The organism is Flavobacterium sp. F52 (genome assembly GCF_000278705.1).
Classification (GTDB): Bacteria; Bacteroidota; Bacteroidia; order Flavobacteriales; family Flavobacteriaceae; genus Flavobacterium; species Flavobacterium anhuiense.
This window is the reverse complement of record NZ_AKZQ01000007.1, coordinates 17446-40815: the sequence shown is the minus strand read 5'-3', so window position 1 is coordinate 40815 and position 23370 is coordinate 17446. Positions and strand designations below refer to the sequence as shown.

The window sequence follows — 23370 nt, the reverse complement described above, 5'->3', positions numbered from 1 at the left end:
TTTTTAGTATCTTAAAATACTAACACTTTAACAATTATTTAATGCTGTTTTTTACAAACTCATTAAGTCTTGTTGCTAGAGAATCATCAACAGATACCAATGGAAGACGAACAGTATTCTCAGCAATTCCAAGTGCTTGGAAAATTTGTTTGATTCCAGCTGGATTCCCCTGCTCAAAAATCATATCGATACTGTCTGATAAAAAGTAATGTGTTTTGAAAGCGTCTGCTGCTTTTTTATTCAATCCTAATCGAATCATTTCCGAAAATTCTTTAGGAAAACCTTGTCCGATTACAGAAATAACTCCTGCTCCACCCGCTAAAACGATTGGAAGCGCCAGCATATCATCTCCAGAAATCACCAAGAAATCTTTCGGAGCATTTTTAATAATCTGCATTGCCTGAGCCATATCTCCTGCTGCTTCTTTAATTGCTACAACATTTTTAAAATCGTTAGCCAAACGCACCACTGTCGAAGGAAGCATGTTGCTTGCCGTTCTACCTGGAACATTATATAGGATTACAGGAATTGGAGAAGCTTCAGCAATTGCTTTAAAGTGCTGATAAATTCCTTCCTGAGTAGGTTTATTATAATATGGAGAAACAGATAATATCGCTTCAAAAGCAGAAAAATCTCTTGTTTTTAACTCTTCTACAATCTGCATAGTATTATTACCCCCAACTCCTAAAACTAGAGGCAATCTTCCCTTATTCACATCGATTACAGTCTTTATAACCAATTCTTTCTCTTCTGCTGTAAGGGTCGCATTTTCAGCTGTTGTTCCCATCACAACAAGATACTCCACTCCACCATCTATAGAAAAGTTTACAATACGCTGTAAAGCTTCGATGTCAACAGAAAAATCTTTTTTAAATGGCGTTACAAGCGCAACACCCGTACCTATTAATGATTGCATATTATTAATTAAAATTTATTTTATATTTTTTAAATACCGAAATAATTCTGAAATGAATAGTTTATAGTTCCCTAATTCTGTACTAATTGTCAATCGGTTCAGATTTTGATTTACAGCAGAAAATCCCACTTTAAATTTAGCTTTTGACTTGCTGGTTACCAACATTAAAAAAATATTTTCAACGTCATAATAACTCAGCAAAAGATCAAATTCTGAATTTATAAATTCATTTAAGAAACCTTCTGTAATTTCTCCGTTCCAATTGATGTGTTTTTTACCAAAAGTTGGACGCGAATAGGCTTCTTTTTCCTTAAATTTTTCTTTGTAGGCAAGAACTTTTATATTTTCTAAAGCAATTCCGTGGAGCGCTAACTCTTTTATTATGGCTTCTGAATATTCAAAAGTGCTCTCATCTATCAATAAACCAATTGTTTGAACGTTTTTAGTAAATACTTCGCTTTTTTCATTATTTAAATTAACATTTAATGATTTTTTTACAAAAAACTCCTTTATATAATTCAAAAACATAGTACTTTTACCAGATTACAAAATTAATTATTTAAGTTGCATTTAAAATGGTAAAACTAAAAAAGTATAACGGATTTTTAAAACTTTTTGTTATATTCTTAACACTTTTTTCAATCTCTTCGTGTAGTACAAAAAACTACAATTTAACTAAAATTGAGGGAAAACAGCTTCCTGTTAGTGAAAAAGCTGGCGAAACAGCTGAAATTGAAAATTTTATTAAACCTTATCGCGATCACATTAATAAGGATTTGGACAATGTATTGGCGTATTGTCCTGAGACTCTTGACAAAAGCACGGGAAAGTGGCAAACTGGCATTGGAAGCTTAATGGCAGATGTTTGTGTGCAAAGAGGAAACATCGTTTTTAATGCACGCGAAAAGAAAAATATTGATGTATGTCTTTTAAATCATGGCGGTATTCGCGCTATTCTTCCTAAAGGAAATGTTACCACTAGAACAGCTTTTGAAATTATGCCGTTTGAAAACAGTTTGGTTGTGATGGCTTTAAAAGGTGATCAAATCTTAGATATTGCTTCTTATATTATTAAGGAGAAAAAACCTCAGCCTTTGTCTGGAATGACGTTTACTATTACAAAAGACAACAAGGCAAAAGATATCATGGTTCAAGGTAAACCGCTTGATCTAAACAAAACGTATTATGTTGCTACAAATGACTATTTGGCAAATGGAGGCGACAGCATGACTTTCTTTGCAAAAAGCACTCAAAAGTTTGACTTAAACTACAAACTTAGAGATGTTTTGATTGATTATTTTAAAGAAGTAGACACAGTTGTTGCTCCAAAAAATATCAGAATAACAGAAGAATAAAAGAGTTTGCCGCGAATTACACAAATTTGCACAAATTTTTAAATGATTGAAAAACCAATTCGTGTTAATTCGTGAAATTGGTGGCTAAAAAAAATTAAAACGACATAGCGCCTCTGGCAAAAAAACATACAAAATGAAAAGAAGAGAGTTTATCGAAAAAACAGCAGCAAGTACTGCCCTACTAAGTTTAGGATTGTCTTTGAGCAGTTTTGAAAGTAACGACATTAAGCATCTAACAATTCTACATACAAATGATGTGCACAGCCACATTGATCCTTTTCCTGCTGATGATCCGCGTAATCCTAATAAAGGAGGCGTTTCTCGTCGTGCTGCCTTGATTGAAACTATTCGTAGAGAAAATCCAAATGTGCTTTTGTTAGACGCAGGTGATATTTTTCAAGGAACACCCTATTTCAATTATTATGGAGGTGAATTGGAATTTAAATTGATGAGCATGATGAAATATGATGCTTCAACAATTGGAAACCACGATTTTGACAATGGTCTTGACGGATTGTATGCTCAGCTTCCGCATGCGAGTTTCGATTTTATCAATTCTAATTATGATTTCAAAAATACCGTTATGGACGGACATGTTAAACCGTACAAAATCTTCAATAAAAACGGAATTAAAGTTGGTGTTTTCGGCGTTGGAATTGAGCTTCAAGGTTTAGTAGACAAAAAACTATATCTGGAAACGGTTTATAACAATCCTGTTGAAGTTGCTCAGGATATGACAAAACTTTTAAAACAAGAACAGAAATGTGATTTGGTAATTTGTCTTTCGCATTTAGGTTACAAATACAAAGATGAACCAACGAAAATTAGTGATTTGACATTTGCCGCACAAACTCAAGATATAGATCTGATTATTGGAGGACATACTCATACCTTCTTAGACAAACCTACAGTTGTAAAGAACAAGGCTGGAAAAGATGTATTGGTAAATCAAGTAGGATGCTACGGAATCAATTTAGGCCGCATCGATTTCTATTTTGACAAAGATAAAGCTCACACCAACCAAAGCGCCACTATTGTAGTGTAGTCTTTTTTTGAATTCTAGCTTTTTCTAAAAAGTATTCTACCATAAAGAAATAAGCTAGAATTTGAGTTGTATCTCGTATTAGGACTAGAACGACCGAATACGAGAAATATTCATTAAAAATGTAAAAGATATCAGAAAAGATATAGCTTATTGCCATCAGAGACATCAATAAAGCGATATGCGTTCCTTTTGTGATGTAGCTTACGAAGCAGAAATAGCTTAATACACTCAAAACGATTCCGTATACAGTGTAAATCCAAATAAATTTTCTCATACTGTCAAGCTGCAGACTCAAAACAGAAATCAATAAATACACTATAAAAACAACTACAATAGAAATTGGCAAAATATCTCGTTTAGTTAGTTTTATCCGTTCATGTTCCCTAATAAATAAGGTAACAATTAAGCCATATACCGCCAGAAAGCAAAGCACTCCTCCTAGTTCGGAACTTTCTACATCCATCAAATCATAAACTTGTCCAACAAAACAAAAGAGAAAAATGACACCTTCTGTTTTTTTTATTTCGAACTCACTGCTAATTAAATAATAAATAAAAATAGCAGGAAGAACAATCGCTTTTGAGTATGTCGCAAAAACTTCTTGCTGAGTCCAATCAAAAATAATTGTACACAACAAGGCAAAAAAGAACAAAATTAATGACGGTTTATTAAGCTTCATTCAGTTTGTTTATAAAATCTTCTTCTGATAATATAGGGATGTTTAGCTTTGTTGCTTTTTCCAGTTTTGCTGGTCCCATATTATCTCCTGCCACTACAAAATCTGTTTTTGCAGAAATTGAGCTTCCTACTTTCCCTCCGTTATCTTCTATGGTTTTCTTTAATTCGTCTCTAGAAAATTGACTGAAAACGCCAGAAACCACAAAAGTTTTTCCAACAAATTTATCAGTAGCATTTGGGTTTATTTTTTCTTCAATTTCAAATTGGATTCCATAACTTTTTAAACGCTCAATAATTTTTCGGTTTTCTTCATTTTCGAAGAATTCGACAACACTTTTGGCGATTCTTTCTCCAATTTCATCAACTAAAACTAAATCCATTAAAGAAGCTTGTGCTAAAGCATCGATATTCTTATAATGTTTGGCAAGTTTTTTAGCTACAGTTTCTCCCACAAAACGGATTCCAAGCGCAAACAAGACGCTCTCAAACGGAATTTCTTTTGATTTCTGAACTCCATTTACCAAATTTTCTGCAGATTTCTGAGCCATTCTTTCCAAATGCAGAATATCCTCAACTTTCAATTCATATAAATCTGCATAATTGTGTACCAAACCATTTTTAAATAATAAAGCGACAGTTTCACCTCCAAGTCCTTCAATATCCATTGCTTTTCTTGAAATATAATGCTGGATTCTACCGATAATTTGCGGAGGACATCCGTAGAAATTAGGGCAATAATGATTGGCTTCACCAACATTTCGAACCAATTCGGTGTGGCATTCTGGACAATACGCAATATAATGCGTTGGTTCTGAATTTTCAGGACGTTTTTCTAAATCTACTGCAATGATTTTTGGAATGATTTCTCCTCCTTTTTCAACAAAAACAGTATCGTTTATTCTGATGTCTAATTTTTCAATTTGATCGGCATTATGAAGAGAAGCTCTTTTTACAATGGTACCTGCAAGCTGTACAGGCTCCAAATTCGCCACTGGTGTTATAGCTCCAGTTCTTCCGACTTGATACGAAATTGATTTTAATACAGTTGAAACTTGTTCTGATTTGAATTTGTAAGCAATTGCCCAACGTGGTGATTTTGCTGTATACCCTAATTCTTCCTGATGTTGGATACTATTGACCTTTATCACAACTCCATCAGTTTCATAAGGTAAATTATGGCGGTGCGTATCCCAATAATCAATAAAGTCAAAAACCTCATCCATACTGTTGACTAGTTTTGCTTCCATAGGCACTTTAAAGCCCCAGCTTCTAGCCAATTCCAATCCTTCATATTGAGTCTTGAATGGCAAATTATTCCCTGTCACAAAATAAAGAAGACACTCCAGCGGACGTTTGGCAACCTCAGCGCTGTCTTGCAATTTTAAACTTCCTGAAGCTGTGTTCCTTGGATTTGAATAAGGTGTTTCGCCAATTTCGATTAATTCCTGATTCATCTTTTCAAAACCAGCAAATGGCAAAATTATTTCGCCTCGAATATCAAATTTATCTGGATAATTTCCTTTCAAATGTAAAGGAACTGATTTTATAGTTTTTATATTAGTAGTGACCTCATCTCCCTGAAAACCATCTCCACGTGTCAAGGCTTGAACTAATTTTCCGTTTTCGTAAGTAATGCTTATCGAAGCTCCATCATATTTTAGCTCACAAGTGTATTGCAAGTCAACATTCCCTAAAACTCTTTGAATACGATTTTCCCAATCCAAGAGATCTTCTTTAGAATAAGAATTATCCAAAGAATACATTCTATACTGATGTGCAACTGTTTTGAAATTTTTGGTAACAGCTCCACCTACTCTTTGTGTTGGCGAGTTTTCATCAAAAAACTCTGGATGTTTATCTTCTAAATCTTGAAGTTCTTTTAATTTAATATCAAAATCATAATCTGAAATTGTAGCATTGTCTAACACATAGTAATTATAGTTGTGTTGATTAAGTTCATTTCGTAATGCTTGAATAGTCTCTTGAATGCTCATAAATTGTAAAATATTGCAGATTATTGTGATGAAAAACTGAATATCAAAATTAGAATTTATTTTTGTTACAATGCAGAAAAAATAAAAGTTTTAGAAATCAAAAATCAGACTGCAAATTCATGCAGTCTGATTTTCTCCTTGTCCATTATTCTTAAAAAAGAATTAAAAAAAACCAACTTCCAAATGGTTTCGACGTTTTATATTTTTAACTGAAAATCAATATTTTACAGCTAAAATATAAAATTATTTTTGAATAATGATAAAGTCTGAACGTCTATTTAAGAGATGTTCTTCCTCAGAACATTTTACACCATTTTTGCATTTATTAATTAATCGGGTTTCTCCATACCCAATGGCACTTTCAATTCTAGAAGCATCTATGCCTTGCGAAAGGATATAATCTCGAGTTGATTTTGCTCTATTGTCTGAAAGTTTCAAGTTGTACGAATCTTTTCCACGCGAATCGGTATGAGATTCAATTTTGATTCTGATGTTTGGGAATTTCTGCATGATGAACACAACCTTAGATAATTCTTCTACTGCTTTTGGCGTAATGTCATACTTGTCGTAATCAAAATAAATCGGATTTACATCTACTTTTTCTACTCCTTGTTTTTTAACAACCAAATCATCGTAATTGCTCAGCTCAAAATTGACATCTTTTATTTCGCCTCCATTCTGATCGGTGGTTTCCACAGTTTTATCGTCACTACTGTAATTTGGTTTTGCAGCAATCATTTTGACTACTTTGTTACAAGGAACTTCAATAGCATATTTTCCATCAAAATTTGTTTTGGTTTCGCCTAAAACTTCACTAAAAGAGTTGTACGCCATTATAGTGACATCTGCTAAAGGTTTTTTCGTTTTACGATCTATTGCCATTCCAGAAATACTTTGTTTGCAAACTGGTTTTCCTTTTACAAAAGAATAAATATCATCGTCTCCTTTGCCTCCTGCTCTATTTGAAGAGAAATAGCCGTAAGCATCTGTTTTGTCAATGATAAAAGAAAAATCGTCTTTGTTGCTATTGATAGGCGCTCCAAGGTTTTTTGGCACTGAAAAAGTTCCATCTGCCTGAAGCTTACTTTCGTAAACATCCAAATCTCCCCAGCCGTAGTGTCCGTCAGAAGAAAAATATAAAACTCCGTTTTGAAAGAATGGAAATACCTCATTCCCAATAGTATTAATATTAGGGCCGAGATTCTGAGGCGAACTCATTGTGCCGTCTGCCGCAATTTTTACCATGTACAAATCGGTTTCTCCATGTCCGCCTGGCATATCTGAAGCAAAGAAAAGCAATTTTCCATCTTCGCTTAATGACGGATGTCCAACAGAATAATCGTCACTATCAAAAAACACTTTTTCTGGATTTTCTAATTTATTATTGACGATGGATCCTTTGACAATCTGGAAATTATTTACCCTCGCTTCATCAACAACCAATTTGTTTTTCTTTACAATATTGGTCGAATAATAAATCGTTTTTCCCTGACTGTCAAAACTTGCAGTTGCTTCGTGATATTTAGTCATTACATTTGGAAGAAAAACCGTTTCGTTGAATAAACTTCCATCTGCCGGATTTCTTTCTGCGATATACAGATTTAGAAAAGGCTGATTGTTCCAAGTATACAATTTCTCACTAAACTTCGTCGTATCGCGAGCCGATGTAAATACGATGTTATCTTTGAAAAATGTAGCTCCAAAATCTGATTTACTCGTATTAATATCTAAATTTTTAATGGTATAAAGAGGTTTTGCCTTCGCAACGCTGTCCATGTACTTCTTTTGGGCAACATATCGGTTAATTTCTGCTTTATCTCCTTTTTTATTCAGGTATTCTTTTGTGATTTTATCTGCCTCATCATAATCCATAACTGCTTTCATAGATTGAATGTAACGCAAATAGTAAATATCAGTCAGATTATTTCCCTGCACTTCATATAATTTTTTATACCATTTTAGTGCATTTCTAGAATCAGAAATAAAATAATAAGAATCTGCCGCATTCTTCAAAGTCTGCGCTGATGGATCTTTTATGTTTTGCAAGCATTCTTCGTAAGCTTTGGAAGCATCCAGATAAGAAAAGCTTCTAAACAAAGCATCAGCTTTCTTTAAGTTAGTTTTTTGAGCGAAACTAAAAGTAACGCTCAAAATTAAACATAGGATATATAGTTTTCTCATAAGTTTTGTTTTTAGAAGAATCGAGGAGATTTAATTTTACTTTGTTTTTGAACAAATTGATAACGCAAGATGAATTCGTGAGAACCATCGTTGTATTTGTTCAATTCGCTTACAGTGTAATCAAAAGAATATCCAAGAAAGAAACTTGGTGAAATTTGAAAACCTGCCAGTATAGCTATCGAATCATCTGTTCGATACGCTCCTCCTATAACAAACTTTTCTTGAATCATGAAATTTGCCGATATATCTGCAGTGATGGGAGCCCCGCTTACTGCTTTCACTAAAAATGCTGGTTTAAATTTCAAATTTGGATTCAAATCAAAAACATAACCTCCCATTAAATAGTAATGCATACGATCATAATCAATAGATTCACGAACATCGTCATAGTAATCATTCTGAATAAAACTCGGAATAGAGAATCCTACATACCATTTTTCTGTATAATAGTAAACCCCTGCTCCTACTGCTAATTTCATCTGATTGTTAATGTTCTGATTTAACAAAACATCATCATCATCGTAATATCTCCCTTTAGACCAATCGATGTTTAACATCCTTGTACCCGCTTTTACACCAAACGCCAATCTTTGTTCGTAGCCAAGAGGTATTGAATAAGAGAAATTTCCATCCAGATACAGCTCATTTGAAGGGCCAATTTTATCATTTACAACGCTTAAACCTACTCCTAGTTTTTCATTTCTAAGTGGAGAATGAACAGAAAAAGATTGTGTTTCTGGAGCGCCTGGCATTCCTACCCATTGCGAACGATATAAAAGTGCTGCCTCTATGGTTCCGGTAGATCCAGCATACGCTGGATTTACCGCCATAGTATTATACATATACTGCGTATATTCGGGATCTTGTTGTGCCGAAGCGCAAACCGTAATAAAAGAACATATTAAAATGAAATATGTTTCTAATGATTTTATATATAGTTTCATAACGATACTTATTTAGTTTAATTAATTAGATGATTAATAGAAGTGGGTTATCTCATGATAGACAACCAGCCTTTTTTAACCGTTCCATCTCCAATGGTTATCACATAAAAATAAGTACCTGTTGGCAGCATATCTCCTCTATTAACTACACCGGATACATTAGCTGTTCCGTTCCAATCATTTTCATAATGTGCTTTACTATACACTAACGCTCCGTATCTGTTAAATACTCGCAGCTCGTTGTTTGGATAAGACTCAATACAGTCTATTCTGAACAAGTCATTTTTACCATCATTATTTGGAGTAAACTCATTGTAAACCGTTAAACAAATTGGTTCTAATGTAACTGAAGCTGAATTGTTTGAAGCATCAACATCTAAAGGAGTTGAAGTTTCCACAGTTGCTACACTTGTATAATTACCGTTTGGCAATACTTCTGCAACAATTGTTAATACTACACTCTGACCTGCATTTAGCGTTGGTATTGTCCAAAGCTGCGTCGCTGGATCATATGTTCCTGATGTTGCAGATGAACTAACTAATTGCAAACCGCTAGGAAGTAAATCACTTACAATAGTATTTATGAAATCGCCTTCTCCTACATTATTCACTGTGATAGTAAAGGTTACCTGATCACCAAAATTTGGAGTTGGATTATCAACTGTATGAGTAATCGTTAAATCTGAACAGCTTGCTACAGTAACATTTAAAGTCTTCATTGTTCTTTCGTCACAATTGTTAACATAAGCTACTGTTACTGTTCCTGGTCCGATGTCTGACCAAGAAACGGTTACAGATCCATCGTTTGTACCACCTCCTGAAATAATAGTACCTCCGTTAATAGTCCATACATAATTAGATTTTCCATTTGCAATTGAATAAGTTACACTTTTGAATACACATGGAGTATCGTCTGTAGAAGTAAGCTGAACTGCAGCATCATTTTCAAATGCAATGGTAATTCCTAATCTTGGTCCGTTATCACAACCATTAAATGTATTAGCTAACGCCCCTGCATAATAAGTAGTTGCCGTAAGCGGAGTGGTATTTGCTAATGGAGTTCCACCAGTTGCAGACGCATACCAAACCACATTTGGTTCGTTTACCAAAATATTAGCTAATGTTGGCAAAGCAGATAAACAGAATGTCTGTGTTGTTCTTGGTGTTGTAATTACACTTGGTGAATTTACATTTACCGTAACAGCCAATCTTACTGGATTTTCGCAACCTATAGCACTTGAAACTGCTCCATAATAGGTGCCTGTAACAAGCGCTGTTGTTGGCGGAATTGCTGTTCCTCCTGTTGCTGTGCTATACCAAACAACATTTGCTTCGTTTACTTGAATATTTGCCACAGTTGGCGAATTTAAAGTACAGAAGTTTTGAGTTGTATTAGCTGTCGTCGGTGTTGGACTTGGATCGGCTACTGTTACTGTTACCAGAAGACGAGTTGAGCTTTCGCAACCTGCTGGATCAACAATATTTCCAAAATATATTCCAGAAGTAAGAGCCGTTCCTGCAGGAATTGCTGTTCCTCCAGTTGCAGCTGTATACCATGTTACATTGCTTTCGTTTACTTGAATATTTGCAATTGTCGGAGAGTTTGCAGAACAAAAAGTCTGCGCTGTATTGTTTGTTGTTGGGTTTATTGTATTACCAACCGTTACAGCTACTTGTAATCTTATACTGCTTTCGCATCCTGTTACCGGATCCTTAATTGCTCCAAAATAAGTTTGCGTAGTTAGCGCAGCTGTAGAAGCTAAAGTTGTTCCTCCCGTTTGAGTTGTATACCAAACTACATTGCTTTCATTCACTTGAATATTAGCCACTGTCGGATTTGCTCCTGTACAAAAAGTTTGTGCCGAAGCGTTTGTTGTTGGTGTTGCAGGATCTGACACAGTTATGTTAACAGTTAATCTTGAAGCACTTTCACAGCCTGTTGTCGGATCTGAGATTGACGCAAAATACTGTCCTGTTGTCAAGGCTGTTGTTGGAGCAATTACTGTTCCGCCTGTTGAAGCTGTATACCAAACGATATTAGTTTCATTAAACTGAACGCTCGCAAATGTCGGAGCATTTGCCACACAGAAGTTTTGAGTTCCAGCAGTCACCAGTGTTGGCGTACCCGGATCGCTTACAATCACACCAACCGTCAATCTTACAGCGCTCTCGCAGCCTGTTGTCGGATCTGAGATTGCCGCAAAATACTGGCCTGTTGTCAAAGCTGTTGTTGGAGCTATAACTGTTCCGCCTGTTATTGCTGTATACCAGACAATATTAGTCTCGTTTGTCTGAATGCTTGCAAATGTCGGAGCATTTGCCAGACAGAAGTTTTGCGTTCCCGCTGTCACCAATGTCGGCGTTCCTGGATCATTTACAATCACATCAACTGTCAATCTTGTAGCGCTCTCGCAGCCTGTTGTTGGATCTGAGATGACTGCAAAATACTGGCCTGTTGTTAAGGCTGTTGTCGGCGCAATTACTGTTCCGCCTGTTATAGCTGTATACCAAACGATGTTCGATTCATTAAACTGAACGCCCGCAAATGTCGGTGCATTTGCCAGACAGAAGTTTTGAGTTCCCGCTGTCACCAGTGTTGGCGTACCCGGATCGCTTACAATCACATCAACCGTCAATCTTGAAACGCTCTCGCAGCCTGTTGTCGGATCTGAGATTGCCGCAAAATATTGGCCTGTTGTCAAAGCTGTTGTTGGCGCAATCACTGTTCCCCCTGTTATTGCTGTATACCAAACGATGTTCGATTCATTAAACTGAACGCTTGCAAATGTCGGTGCATTTGCCAGACAGAAGTTTTGAGTTCCAGCAGTCACCAATGTTGGTGTTCCAGGATCATTTACAATCACATCGACCGTCAATCTTGTAGCGCTCTCGCAGCCTGTTGTCTGATCGCTAATCGCTGCAAAATACTGGCCTGTTGTCAGAGCTGTAGTAGATGGAATCAATGTTCCGCCTGTTAATGCCGTATACCAAACGATGTTCGATTCATTAAACTGAACGCTTGCAAATGTCGGCGCATTTGCCAGACAGAAGTTTTGCGTTCCCGCTGTCACCAATGTTGGCGTACCCGGATCATTTACAATCACATCGACCGTCAATCTTATAGCGCTCTCACAGCCTGTTGTCGGATCTGAGATTGCAGCAAAATACTGGCCTGTTGTCAGAGCTGTAGCAGATGGAATCAATGTTCCGCCTGTTAATGCCGTATACCAAACTATGTTCGATTCATTAAACTGAACGCTCGCAAATGTTGGAAGATCTTCTTTACAGAAACTTTGTGTTCCTGCAGTCACCAGTGTCGGTGTTCCCGGATCGTTTACAATCACATCAACCGTCAATCTTGTGGCGCTCTCGCAGCCTGTTGTCGGATCTGAGATTGACGCAAAATACTGGCCTGTTGTTAAAGCTGTTGCTGGCGCAATCACTGTTCCGCCTGTTATAGCTGTATACCAAACGATGTTCGATTCATTAAACTGAACGCTTGCAAATGTCGGTGCATTTGCCAGACAGAAGTTTTGAGTTCCTGCAGTCACCAATGTTGGCGTACCCGGATCGCTTACAATCACATCAACTGTTAATCTCGTAGCGCTCTCGCAGCCTGTTGTCGGATCTGAGATTGACGCAAAATACTGGCCTGTTGTCAAAGCTGTTGTTGGAGCAAGTACTGTTCCGCCTGTTATTGCTGTATACCAAACGATACTAGTTTCATTAAACTGAATGCTTGCAAATGTCGGTGCATTTGCCAGACAGAAGTTTTGTGTTCCCGCAGTCACCAATGTTGGTGTCCCCGGATCATTTACAATAACATCGACCGTCAATCTTGTGGCGCTCTCGCAGCCTGTTGTCGGATCTGAGATTGCCGCAAAATACTGGCCTGTTGTCAAAGCTGTTGCTGGAGCTATAACTGTTCCGCCTGTTATTGCTGTATACCAAACGATATTAGTTTCATTAAACTGAACGCTTGCAAATGTCGGTGCATTTGCCAGACAGAAGTTTTGTGTTCCCGCAGTCACCAGTGTCGGTGTTCCCGGATCGTTTACAATCACATCGACTGTCAATCTTGTGGCGCTCTCGCAGCCTGTTGTCGGATCTGAGATTGCCGCAAAATACTGGCCTGTTGTCAGAGCTGTAGTAGATGGAATCAATGTTCCGCCTGTTAATGCCGTATACCAAACGATGTTTGCTTCATTAAACTGAACGCTTGCAAATGTTGGCTGATCTTCCTGACAGAAATTTTGCACTCCTGCAGTTACTAAAGTCGGAGTTCCTGGATCGTTTACATTTACTGTTACTTCCAATCTTACAGAGCTTTCACAGCCAGTAACCGCATCAGTTGCTGCTCCATAATAAATTCTGCTTACTAATGGAGTAGTTGAAGCAATTACGTTTCCTCCTACTGCTGCATCGTACCAAATCACATTGCTTTCATTTACTTGAATATTTGCAACTGTAGACGCAGAAGACAAACAGAAATTCTGAGTACTATTTGTAGTTGTTGGCGTATTTGGATCACTAATAATAATTACCGCATCTTGCAATGTTCCTGCTAAATTTTCGCAGGTATTAGTGCTAGCAACAGCTACATAATACGTTATCGGACTTACCGCTTTTGTTAAACCTGTAGCGGTTAATACACCTGCAGCATCTATAGCATAAGTAACTCCTGCTATTACAGCTCCATTTGTAATTGGCTGTGTTTTATTAGCTTCTAAGTACCAAGTGAATACTGGACTAGTTAATGTTGGTGCTGACGGAGTTAAAGATGCCGGAACACCATTACAAACTGTTACATCGTCAACTGTAATATCGTTTACTGTTGAAGGAGGCAAAATAGTGAATGTAATTTGTTTTCTGTCCGCAGCTGCAGTTTCACACAATTCATCTGAACTCACTCCAACAAAATAAGTATAAGTTCCAGGAGCCAATCCGTTTACTACCAATTGTGCAGTCGTTTCACCTGGGATTAACTGGCTGGTCGTTCCATCAAAACGATACCAGTGGTAAACAGGATTTGTTAAAACTGGCGTTCCGCTTAAGCTTGTCGCTAAAGTTACAGTTCCAGAAGCAGAACAAATTGATGTTGCTGTTCCTCCATTCAAAGTAATATCTGTTAAAGCATTTAATGGAGCAGAAGCTTTCACTTCAACAGTAACTTCTCCTCTTGCGTAATTTTCACAACCATAGCGTACCGGCTGCACATAATATCTGTAGATTCCTGCAGTTAAATTATCTGGCACCGTAAAAGTCGGTCCGCTTGCAACCAAATTTCCTCCTATTTCTGCATCGTACCATCGATAAGTAGAGCAAGCCACTTCGGGTATTTGAAGCGTAATATCAGATCCTGGACAGACCGTTATTTTATTCTGCGGATCTGCTCCAATGACAGTTGTATTGGCTGTTCTTTCTACAGTATGAACTCTTAAGAAATCTAGTACACCTGCAACACCTCCTAAACGAATTCTAACTCTATCGTAAATTTCTGTTGGAGAAGATACTAATACCATTGCCAAAGAATTCCCAGGCAATAATTTTACACTCAACAATGTACTTGTATTTTGAATTGGAGCACCAACTGCCACATTTCCTAAATAGCGCTGAATTGAAAACCCTGTAAGTGCATTAACACTTAAAAGAGTTCCCGGTTTAGAAATCACAATTCTTAAAGTATCACTAAGAACAGAAGGTGTTTTAAATTGCGCTGTTAAATCTGCAGCCGCTAAGACTCCTGCTCCGCTATACATTGTTGCAAAAGTAGTCACATCATTGTCAGCAATATTCCAAGCATCACTTACTCCTACCAATGCAGTTGCTGCTCCGATTCCTAAATCTGTTGCACCATAAAAAATATCCTGAATATCTCCTGAAGTACAAGTTACTGCTGTAACAGGTTTATTATAATGAGCATCAAATACTTTTGTATTTTGAGCAACACTTAAAAGTGAGGCTGATTGAATACGAATACCATCATAATCTTGTGGTCCAGATGCATCTGAAGGAACAAAAGTAAATTCATATGTATTATCTCCTGAAATCAGATTTAACAATGACCCAGAAACAGGCTGCATTGCGCCGATAGGAGTTCCTCCAATAGTTCCAACTACTGATAAATTCTGGCCAACAGCCAATAAACTATATTCAGAACCTAATTTTACTGTTACTGGAGTACCTTTAGCAATAGGAGAAGACCAAGTTAAATTCTGCCATGTTGTACCAACTCCCAAAAGTCCTAAACCTGTAGTAATTGTTGAGAATGTCTGAGGATTTCCGTCAACTGCATTCGCACCGTTTGAAACACCTCCAGTGATTATAGAACCTTGAGATTGTGCAGAAGCATAAACTCGTTCTGTTAAGTTTTGACAGCTTGTAAGGTCAATTACATTGATTATTTTAGTTGCAGTTGTAGTACAAATTCCGTCACTTGCAACAGCTGTATAAGTATAAATTCCCGGAATATTTAATGGGCCAGTTGTAAATGGAGGTCCAGCAATTGGATTTCCTTGCGGATCAAACCATGTAATTGTCCCCGTAGAAACTGCATTTAATGGAACATCCGTTCCAACGTTTACAGATTCTTGCGGAGTAGTTACTGTCAAACTTGGTTGAGCATTAATTGTTACCGTTACAGATTGTTTAGCTGAAGGACAAGTGCTTGTTGCACTTTGTGCTTCTATAGAGTAAACTCCGCTTACTGTTATATTTGCAGCCGCATCGGCAGTTATAACATTATTTGAAGGATCGTAAAAAGTATAAGTAGTGGCTCCTGTCGAATCAAAATTAGTGATTGCATTTACCAAATTAGCACTTCCACAAGCTTGCAATGGAGTACTAATAACAGTTAAAGGAGTTGTTGAAGGGAAATTAACCGTTACTTGTTTTAAATCTCCATTCACGTTTTCACAAGTACCACCATTTAATGCAGAGATATAATAATTATAAGGAGCTCCAGCAGCAGTTAAACCGCTTAATGAAAGAGCGCCTGTAAGAGCATCTTTTACGAATGTTACTCCGCCAATGACACTTCCGTCTACTATTTCTGTAGTTTTATTTTGATCTGTATAATATTTGAACTGAACGCCTGCAATAGCAGAAGATGGGGTTAAAACCGCCTCTCCTGTACAAGTCGCTTCAACTGGACTTGTAATTACAATATCTGCTGCAGTCGGTATTGGCAAAACATTAACTGTCACAGCTTGACGTAAGCTATTTATACAAGTTCCGCGAGTTGCCTCTAAATAATAAGTAGTGGTAGCTGATAGAGCTGCTGTTGGAGATACTGTTACAATATTTCCTCCTGTTGGAGCATCATACCATACAAAAGTTTCTCCTCCCCCTGAAGTTGCAGATAAATTAGCTGTCTGACCAGCACAAATTGGTGCTGCAGCTCCAGTAATTGTAGCATTTGGATATCTATAAGCCGCTTGATAAATATATAAATTACTTAATAAAGTTGCAGTACCTCCCAATCGCACTTCTATACGGTCAAACGCCGCTGTTGCTGTGAAACTAGCTTTAAATTTATTTCCAGATAATAATTGAATGTTTAATAAACCACCATTTACCGCTGTTCTGTCATTATTATAAGTGGCACCATTATAAGTGGCAAGAGTAACATTAGATAATGCCCCTATATCTAAAAGCCCTCCTGGAACTTCTAAATCAACATCGATGATATCTCCTGCCAAACCTGGATTTGGAAAAATCAATTGTTGCTGTAAGTAAGCCCCCACACCAACTGGTACACTAAGCTGTGAGAAAGTAGTAATATCACCATCAACGGCATTATTTGGGTCTGTAGGCGCACATAATACACATAATATACCATCATTTGATGATACTTGAGAATTAGCCTGCAAACAAGTACTAGCATTAGCTATTACCGTAACCGTAACCACTCCTCTTGCTGTATTAGGGCAATCAGTTGTTAAATCAGAAGCCTCTACATAATAAGTTTGATTACTTGTTAATATTGGAGTCGTAAAGGAAGTAACATTACTAGCTACTAGATTTCCATTTGTTGCCGCATCATACCAATTATATCGTACTCCAGAATCTGGATTCGCAATCGTCAATGTAGCACTCTGACCAGACTGAATAATTACATTAGATGCTGTAAAAGTCGGTGTTGCAGGTATTGGACTAACAGTCAAATTTACTGTTGTGCGTGTTGGAGTTGTACATGCACCGATAGCAGCTTCTACAAAATAAGATGTATTTACAGTTAATACAGGAGTCGTAAAAGCATTACCTGTAAATAGTAAAGTACCGCCTGTAGCAGCATCGTACCAATTATATGTAGTACCTGCAACAGGTGCCTGAACAGTTAAAGTCGTAGTCTGACCGCTACAAATAGTTGTAGGTGAAGCAGTAACAGTAGGCAATACAGGATTATCTATTAATACTTGAATTGGATTTCTTTCGCTATTCACACAACCATTTCTTGTAACCTCAACATAATAAGTCGTTGGTGTAGTTAAAGCAGGAGTTGTAAATGCAGCTGTAGAAGCTAGCGAAGTCCCTCCTGTAGCAGCACTATACCAATTTACAGTTTCTCCTACTGCAAGAGCAGCTGTCAACGTTGTACTTGATCCACTGCAAATAGTTGTATCTCCAGTAATCGTAGGTGCCTTATATCTATATGCTGCCTGATAAATATCTACACTTGTCAAAACTGTTGCCAATCCTCCTAATCGAATTTCTACTCGATCAAAATTGGCTCCTGCCGTAACACTTGCTCTAAATCTATTGCCACTTAATAATTGTAAAGTAATAAGAGGATTATTTATAGCAACTCGATCGTTATTATAAGTTAGTCCATTATATGTTGCTAAACTAACTGCGCTTAATAATTGTACATCAGCTAAACCGCTTGGCAATTCTAATTCAACATCAACAATGTCTCCTGCTTTTCCAGGATTATTAAATTGTAATGTCTGCTGAATATACCCGTTTACTAACCCAACTGGTACAGTTAATCGGGTTGCAGTTGCCGTATTTCCATCTACAGAAAAATTTGGATTTGTAGAACTACATAATAAACACAAACCGTTTTGAGTAATCTGCTGACTTCCTGCTTCAAGACAGCCCATAAGTGAAGCTGGCTGAACCGTTACAGTAACCGGTACTCTAGTTGCACTGACACAATTTCCATTTGGACTTTGCGCTTCAACATAATAGGTTTTAGTAGTCGTTAAAATTGGCGTCGTAAAAGTGGCTGTATTGGTCGCAACAGCAGTTCCGCCAGTAGCCGTTTCATACCAATTTAATTGTGCCCCAACTTCTGAAGTTGTTGCGTTTAAAGTTGCATTCTGACCAGATTGTATTGTTACACTTTGTGTCAAAACTGTTGGTGTAGCTGGAACAGCTGTAGAAACAACATTAACCTGAGTACGAGTTGGACTAATGCAGCTTCCTATTGAACCTTCCACAAAAAATGGAGTAGTTCCTAAAGGAACAGTTGGCGAATAAGTCGTACCTGTTGCTAATGCAGTCCCTCCACTTGAAGTAGCATACCAAGAATAAGTTGTTCCTGGAACAGCATTTACAACTGACAAAGTAGTCTGCTGTGTAGATCCTGTAGAACAAACGGTAAGTCCTGTGTTACTAATTGCAGGTGCAACCGGATTAGAAACATTTAAAACAACAGGTACACGAACATTACCTTCGCACCCTGCTGCTCTAGTTATTCCTATATAATATGTCGTATTTGCTGTTAAGGCAGGAGTTGTATACGTATTTCCTACCGCCAAAGCTGTTGTAGAAGATTCAGAGCTATACCATGCTAATGTAGTGCCTGCCGCAGGTGTTGCGGTAAGAGTTGTTGGAGCTCCAGCGCAAACTGTCTGTGATAAACCACCTGTTACAGTTGGCTGTGCAAATTCTAATCTAACATCATAAATTCTTAAATTTACCAAGAGACTTACTAAACCTCCAACCTGTACTTGAATTTGGTTGGTATCGCCTGTTATCGGAAACTTTGCAACAGCAACAGTATTGCCATTTAGTAAGTTTAAATTCAAAAGCGGACTGTTTAAAGCCACACTTGAACCTACATTTGTTCCAGAATTTTTCGCTTGAAGCGAAGCATTTGACAGTAAACTTAAATCAAGCAAACCATTACCCGTACCAAAGTAAATAGCAATTTGGTCACCGGCTCGTGCCGTTTGGTTCAAAGTCATTGTTTCTTCGGCGAAACATCCTAGCAATCCAACACCATTTGTTAGAGTTGCATAAGTTGATAAGCCAGCACTATCATAAGCATTGGCTGGACTATTAACATCTACTCCTATACATAAAAGTCCTCCTCCCGTACTATTTGTCTGAGACACAGGTCTACAAATAGTCTGAGAGAATGCATGAGTACATATAAAGAATAAAGTTAAAAGTCCCAATAATCTCTTTTGAAAGAGATTACAAAAAGTAAATTTTTTTTTCATAATTTGGAAGATTAGAAAATGGACAATAAAACACCTCTTGCAATAAGTGCAAGCACTTAAGCAATTAAACAATCAATTAAAAATCAAACAGTTAAAACAAAATACAGCAACTTGTAAAAAAGCTGTCAAACTCTGTTTTAGTAAAAAAAATATGCTGAGTTCGGCATACCAAAATATACCGGAGAACAAATTCGATCTCTCTGAGACAAAATAAGTTCTGCATTTTCAGGAAAAATGATTGTTGTCAGTTTTCCCAGAGGAGTGATTTGTTGTAGGTCAAATTTTCATTACGAAAATTTCTTAGTCGAAGTAGAACTGGGGAATTCTATATAGTCAATTCATTTTTTAGAGAAGGTTGATTAGTCATTCCTAAAAATATCAAGCTACAAGGCTAGATTAGAATCTTCATTATATCCAATAAAATTATTACTCCTTACAATTAGCACACCCAATGGGGTAATTATAAGACAGCAAACCAAAAGGTAAACGTTTTGACAAAAAACTAAATATATTATAACGATTAAAATTATCGTTGAGACGAAGTAAGCTTAATAGAGTAAAAAATAAAGCTAAAATAAGGTAAACAACTAAAGTAAATTTGATAAAGAAAGTAATTGTCAATTCCATAAGCAGACTTATTAAGTTATTATTTAATTGTTCTAATTTCAATCTCAACAATTAGTAAAATAATTTTACCTGTATGTTTAGAAACCAAAAGAAAAACTTTGTTTAACTTTTGTTATCTAAAATTAGGAAAAACAAAAACATAAAACAAGCCTAAAATTCTTATAATTTATTCTTAAATCTTTAATTCGAAAACTCTGGACGACGCAAAACATTAGAAAAATCGCTACATTTAACATAATTTCTATGCTGTTTATTCACTAGATAAAATAATAAACAAAATATGTTAAATCGATATAAATAAAGTAAAATCCTACATATTTAACAGATTTTAAAGGCGAAATTGTCTGTTAAAGAGTTCATTTAAGTAATTTACCCCAAAAAAAAAGTTCTTTTTTCAATATATTGAAAGATTAGAAATAATCACGTAGAAATACGGGGTCAAAATTAACAAAAACATTAAACAAAAGTTAAAAAATAAAAAATGGCAAACAATTATTTGTGAATTGATTGCCATTTAGACGTTTTCAAAAAAACTAGAATTAAGATTCGATAATGGTATTAATTTGATTAAATAATTGACCGTCACTTAAAAAAGCACCTTGTTTAATCAATTCAAAAATTGAAGAATTTCGTTCCTCTGTAAACACCTTCTTCCCTACCTTCATTTCAATATTGTCAGTAAACATATTATCACTCAACCATTGAAGTCCGTCTTTAGTTAAAAAATCAACTTCAGGAGAAAATGATTTTAAAACAATAGATTGAATGTAGGTATCAAAACAATGAAATAAAAAGATATGATTCTTAGAAAAGTGCTCCAAATATTCTGCTCTAGTCAATACGCCTTCCCAGATCAAATCTGAAAAAACATCAAGTTCCTGTTCTGCAACTTCTGGTTTATTAACTTTAAGTTCTTCCCACTCCTTTCTATCTATTGCTTGTGTAGCCAAAAAACTTGCAAATTCAGCATGTAATTCATCAAACTGCTCTTTTGTTAATCTCGCGTATTTCATTTCCCTTTAAGTTTTAAACTTTACGCTGCAAGCTCTAAGCCTCAGCCATAAATCTAATTGTTAGTGTCAGTTTTTTTTTAAACAAAAAAAATCCCGATTTACATCGGGATTTTAATATAGGTTTTAAAACTATTACTTTTCAGCAACAATTTCGTATGGTAACTCAACAATTACATCTCTGTGTAAACGGATACTTGCATTGTATTTTCCAATACGTTTTACGATACCACTAGTGATGAATTTTCTGTCGATAACGTTTCCAGATTTTTCTAAAGCTTCAGCAATGTCGATGTTTGTGATAGAACCAAAAAGTTTCTCTCCACCAGCTTTTGCAGAAATTTTAATTTCAAGAGCTTTAATTGTTTCTGCTAACGCTTTTGCATCAGCAACAATTTTAGCTTCTTTGTGTGCTCTTTGTTTTAGGTTTTCAGCTAAAACTTTTTTAGCAGAAGGTGTTGCTAAAGTAGCAAAACCTTGAGGAATTAAAAAGTTACGTCCGTAACCAGGTTTTACAGATACTACATCATCTTTAAATCCTAAGTTCTGTACGTCTTGTTTTAAAATAATTTCCATGTTGTTGTCCTTATATTTTAGAAGTTAGGTTCTGTTCTAACAGAAACCAGCGACTAGATTTTTATACTATTTTAATAAATCGGCCACGTATGGCATTAAAGCTAAGTGACGAGCTCTTTTTACAGCTACAGAAACTTTTCTTTGGTATTTTAATGAAGTTCCAGTTAAACGACGAGGAAGAATTTTTCCTTGCTCATTAACGAATTTCAATAAGAAATCAGCATCTTTATAATCGATATATTTGATTCCAGATTTTTTGAAACGGCAATACTTTTTAGTTTTGTTAGTTTCAATGTTTAAAGGCGTTAAATATCTGATATCTCCGTCTTTTTTTCCTTTTGCAGATTGCTCAATTGTAGACATAATAATTACGCTTTAGTAGATTTTAATTTTGCTCTTCTTCTTTCCGCCCACGCAATAGCATGTTTATCTAAACTTACAGTTAAGAAACGCATAACTCTTTCGTCACGTCTAAATTCAGTTTCAAAAGCAAGTAGAACTTCTCCTGGAACTTTGAATTCGAATAAGTGATAAAAACCACTTTTTTTGTTTTGGATTTCGTAAGCCATTTTTTTAAGACCCCAATCCTCTTTCGATACCATTTCAGCTCCTCTACTAGTAAGAAATTCTTCAAATTTCGTTACTGTTTCCTTCACCTGAACCTCAGATAAAACGGGATTTAAAATGAAAACAGTTTCATAATGATTCATAAATAAAAAATTTATTTGTTAAAATTGGGTGCAAAAGTAAGCATTTAATTTATATATGCAACATTTTTTTTCTTTTATTCGTCGTAATGCAAAAAAGATGCCTCAACTTTAGTTTTTTTTACAAAAAAATAATACATTTACTACTGCTATCCTGAATTTATTCTAAATTTAAATGTTATGAAACTAAACTGTGTTGTTGTAGATGATAGTTCTATACAAAGGACAATTATTGCCAAATTGGTTAATAATCACCCAGGCTTGCATTTAATCGGGGATTTTTCTAATGCAATTGAAGCAAAAAGTTGTATCTCATTAAATAATATCGATTTAATATTTCTTGATATAGAAATGCCAGTTATTAACGGCTTTGATTTCCTTGACGGACTAAAATCAAAACCGCAGATTATATTTATCACATCTAAAGCCGAATACGCTTTAAAAGCTTTCGACTATGACGCTACCGACTATCTTCAAAAACCAATTGCAGTAGATCGCTTTAACGCCTCTGTAAAAAGAGCAATCGATATGCATCTGCTCAAAAAAGACATCAAAGAAGAAGAAGGCGAGCATATATTTATCAAAAGTAATCTAAAAAAACTTAAAATCTTCACTTCAAAAATAAAATGGATTGAAGCTTTTGGAGATTACGTGAGAGTAGTAACCGAGGATGACAGCAATCTGGTTCTTTCTACCATGAAATCTTTTGAAAATGATTTATCGAAAGACAAATTTATCCGTGTTCACAAATCATATATTATTAATATAGATAAGGTTGAGCGTTTTAACAGCAAATTTGCCGAAATAGGAATTACCAAAATACCATTAAGCCGCAACAAAAAAGAAGATTTAGTAAAAGCACTCTCAACTTCTTCTTAACTGCTAT

14 protein-coding genes are annotated in these 23370 nt (G+C 36.0%); 3 read left to right on the top strand and 11 right to left on the bottom strand.

The genetic code is table 11. The features are described 5' to 3' along the window. Positions 1 to 34 precede the first annotated feature (34 nt). Positions 35 to 916, bottom strand: coding sequence for a 4-hydroxy-tetrahydrodipicolinate synthase (dapA, locus tag FF52_RS03710; RefSeq protein WP_008463059.1), 882 nt, complete (start codon positions 914 to 916; stop codon positions 35 to 37). A 15-nt stretch (positions 917 to 931) separates the two neighbouring features. Then, positions 932 to 1444, bottom strand: a complete 513-nt coding sequence (locus FF52_RS03705; RefSeq protein WP_008463056.1) for a DUF6913 domain-containing protein — start codon at positions 1442 to 1444, stop codon at positions 932 to 934. A gap of 47 nt (positions 1445 to 1491) precedes the next feature. On the opposite strand from FF52_RS03705, the gene FF52_RS03700 reads away from it, so the two are divergent. Both FF52_RS03700 and FF52_RS03695 read left to right on the top strand, forming a co-directional pair. Continuing rightward, positions 1492 to 2271: a 5'-nucleotidase C-terminal domain-containing protein gene (locus FF52_RS03700; RefSeq protein ID WP_008463053.1), complete on the top strand. Its 780-nt coding sequence runs from the start codon at positions 1492 to 1494 to the stop codon at positions 2269 to 2271. 133 nt (positions 2272 to 2404) lie between these two features. Next, positions 2405 to 3316 carry a bifunctional metallophosphatase/5'-nucleotidase gene (locus tag FF52_RS03695; RefSeq protein ID WP_008463051.1) on the top strand — a complete coding sequence of 304 codons (912 nt, stop codon included), beginning with the start codon at positions 2405 to 2407 and terminating at the stop codon, positions 3314 to 3316. Here FF52_RS03695 and FF52_RS03690 read toward each other — a convergent pair. The 9 genes from FF52_RS03690 to rpsF form a co-directional block, all read right to left on the bottom strand. Next, positions 3303 to 3995, bottom strand: coding sequence for a hypothetical protein (locus FF52_RS03690; protein ID WP_008463048.1), 693 nt, complete (start codon positions 3993 to 3995; stop codon positions 3303 to 3305). The genes FF52_RS03695 and FF52_RS03690 overlap by 14 nt on opposite strands. Continuing rightward, positions 3985 to 5988 (bottom strand): NAD-dependent DNA ligase LigA, encoded by a 2004-nt coding sequence (gene ligA / locus FF52_RS03685; RefSeq protein WP_008463047.1) that lies wholly within the window; start codon positions 5986 to 5988, stop codon positions 3985 to 3987. Before ligA ends, FF52_RS03690 begins: the two co-directional genes overlap by 11 nt. 243 nt (positions 5989 to 6231) lie before the next feature. Further along, on the bottom strand, positions 6232 to 8169 hold the full coding sequence (locus FF52_RS03680; protein WP_008463044.1) for an OmpA family protein: 1938 nt from the start codon (positions 8167 to 8169) through the stop codon (positions 6232 to 6234). A gap of 11 nt (positions 8170 to 8180) precedes the next feature. After that, a complete protein-coding gene (locus FF52_RS03675; protein ID WP_008463042.1) occupies positions 8181 to 9113 on the bottom strand; it encodes a type IX secretion system membrane protein PorP/SprF in 933 nt (310 codons plus the stop codon). A 47-nt stretch (positions 9114 to 9160) separates the two neighbouring features. Then, positions 9161 to 19564: a T9SS C-terminal target domain-containing protein gene (locus FF52_RS03670; protein WP_008463040.1), complete on the bottom strand. Its 10404-nt coding sequence runs from the start codon at positions 19562 to 19564 to the stop codon at positions 9161 to 9163. Between the two features lie 1166 nt (positions 19565 to 20730). Further along, on the bottom strand, positions 20731 to 21204 hold the full coding sequence (locus tag FF52_RS03665) for a DUF6495 family protein (protein ID WP_008463038.1): 474 nt from the start codon (positions 21202 to 21204) through the stop codon (positions 20731 to 20733). 132 nt (positions 21205 to 21336) lie between these two features. Beyond that, a complete protein-coding gene (gene rplI / locus FF52_RS03660) occupies positions 21337 to 21777 on the bottom strand; it encodes a 50S ribosomal protein L9 (protein ID WP_008463036.1) in 441 nt (146 codons plus the stop codon). A 66-nt stretch (positions 21778 to 21843) separates the two neighbouring features. After that, on the bottom strand, positions 21844 to 22140 hold the full coding sequence (rpsR, locus tag FF52_RS03655) for a 30S ribosomal protein S18 (protein ID WP_002987043.1): 297 nt from the start codon (positions 22138 to 22140) through the stop codon (positions 21844 to 21846). Positions 22141 to 22145: 5 nt separating this feature from the next. Continuing rightward, the gene (gene rpsF, locus FF52_RS03650) at positions 22146 to 22487 is read right to left on the bottom strand and encodes a 30S ribosomal protein S6 (RefSeq protein WP_008463027.1); all 342 of its coding nucleotides are present in this window, start codon (positions 22485 to 22487) and stop codon (positions 22146 to 22148) included. Between the two features lie 177 nt (positions 22488 to 22664). Between rpsF and FF52_RS03645 the strand changes: the two genes are divergently transcribed. Then, positions 22665 to 23363 (top strand): LytR/AlgR family response regulator transcription factor, encoded by a 699-nt coding sequence (locus FF52_RS03645; RefSeq protein WP_008463025.1) that lies wholly within the window; start codon positions 22665 to 22667, stop codon positions 23361 to 23363. Positions 23364 to 23370 lie beyond the last annotated feature (7 nt).

Excerpts from the sequence above, each read along its gene's own strand:
- dapA (WP_008463059.1), bottom strand. The coding sequence starts at position 916 with ATGCAATCATTAATAGGTACGGGTGTTGCGCTTGTAACGCCATTTAAA.
- FF52_RS03705 (WP_008463056.1), bottom strand. The coding sequence starts at position 1,444 with ATGTTTTTGAATTATATAAAGGAGTTTTTTGTAAAAAAATCATTAAAT.
- FF52_RS03700 (WP_008463053.1), top strand. The coding sequence starts at position 1,492 with ATGGTAAAACTAAAAAAGTATAACGGATTTTTAAAACTTTTTGTTATA.
- FF52_RS03695 (WP_008463051.1), top strand. The coding sequence starts at position 2,405 with ATGAAAAGAAGAGAGTTTATCGAAAAAACAGCAGCAAGTACTGCCCTA.
- FF52_RS03690 (WP_008463048.1), bottom strand. The coding sequence starts at position 3,995 with ATGAAGCTTAATAAACCGTCATTAATTTTGTTCTTTTTTGCCTTGTTG.
- ligA (WP_008463047.1), bottom strand. The coding sequence starts at position 5,988 with ATGAGCATTCAAGAGACTATTCAAGCATTACGAAATGAACTTAATCAA.
- FF52_RS03680 (WP_008463044.1), bottom strand. The coding sequence starts at position 8,169 with ATGAGAAAACTATATATCCTATGTTTAATTTTGAGCGTTACTTTTAGT.
- FF52_RS03675 (WP_008463042.1), bottom strand. The coding sequence starts at position 9,113 with ATGAAACTATATATAAAATCATTAGAAACATATTTCATTTTAATATGT.
- FF52_RS03670 (WP_008463040.1), bottom strand. The coding sequence starts at position 19,564 with ATGAAAAAAAAATTTACTTTTTGTAATCTCTTTCAAAAGAGATTATTG.
- FF52_RS03665 (WP_008463038.1), bottom strand. The coding sequence starts at position 21,204 with ATGAAATACGCGAGATTAACAAAAGAGCAGTTTGATGAATTACATGCT.
- rplI (WP_008463036.1), bottom strand. The coding sequence starts at position 21,777 with ATGGAAATTATTTTAAAACAAGACGTACAGAACTTAGGATTTAAAGAT.
- rpsR (WP_002987043.1), bottom strand. The coding sequence starts at position 22,140 with ATGTCTACAATTGAGCAATCTGCAAAAGGAAAAAAAGACGGAGATATC.
- rpsF (WP_008463027.1), bottom strand. The coding sequence starts at position 22,487 with ATGAATCATTATGAAACTGTTTTCATTTTAAATCCCGTTTTATCTGAG.
- FF52_RS03645 (WP_008463025.1), top strand. The coding sequence starts at position 22,665 with ATGAAACTAAACTGTGTTGTTGTAGATGATAGTTCTATACAAAGGACA.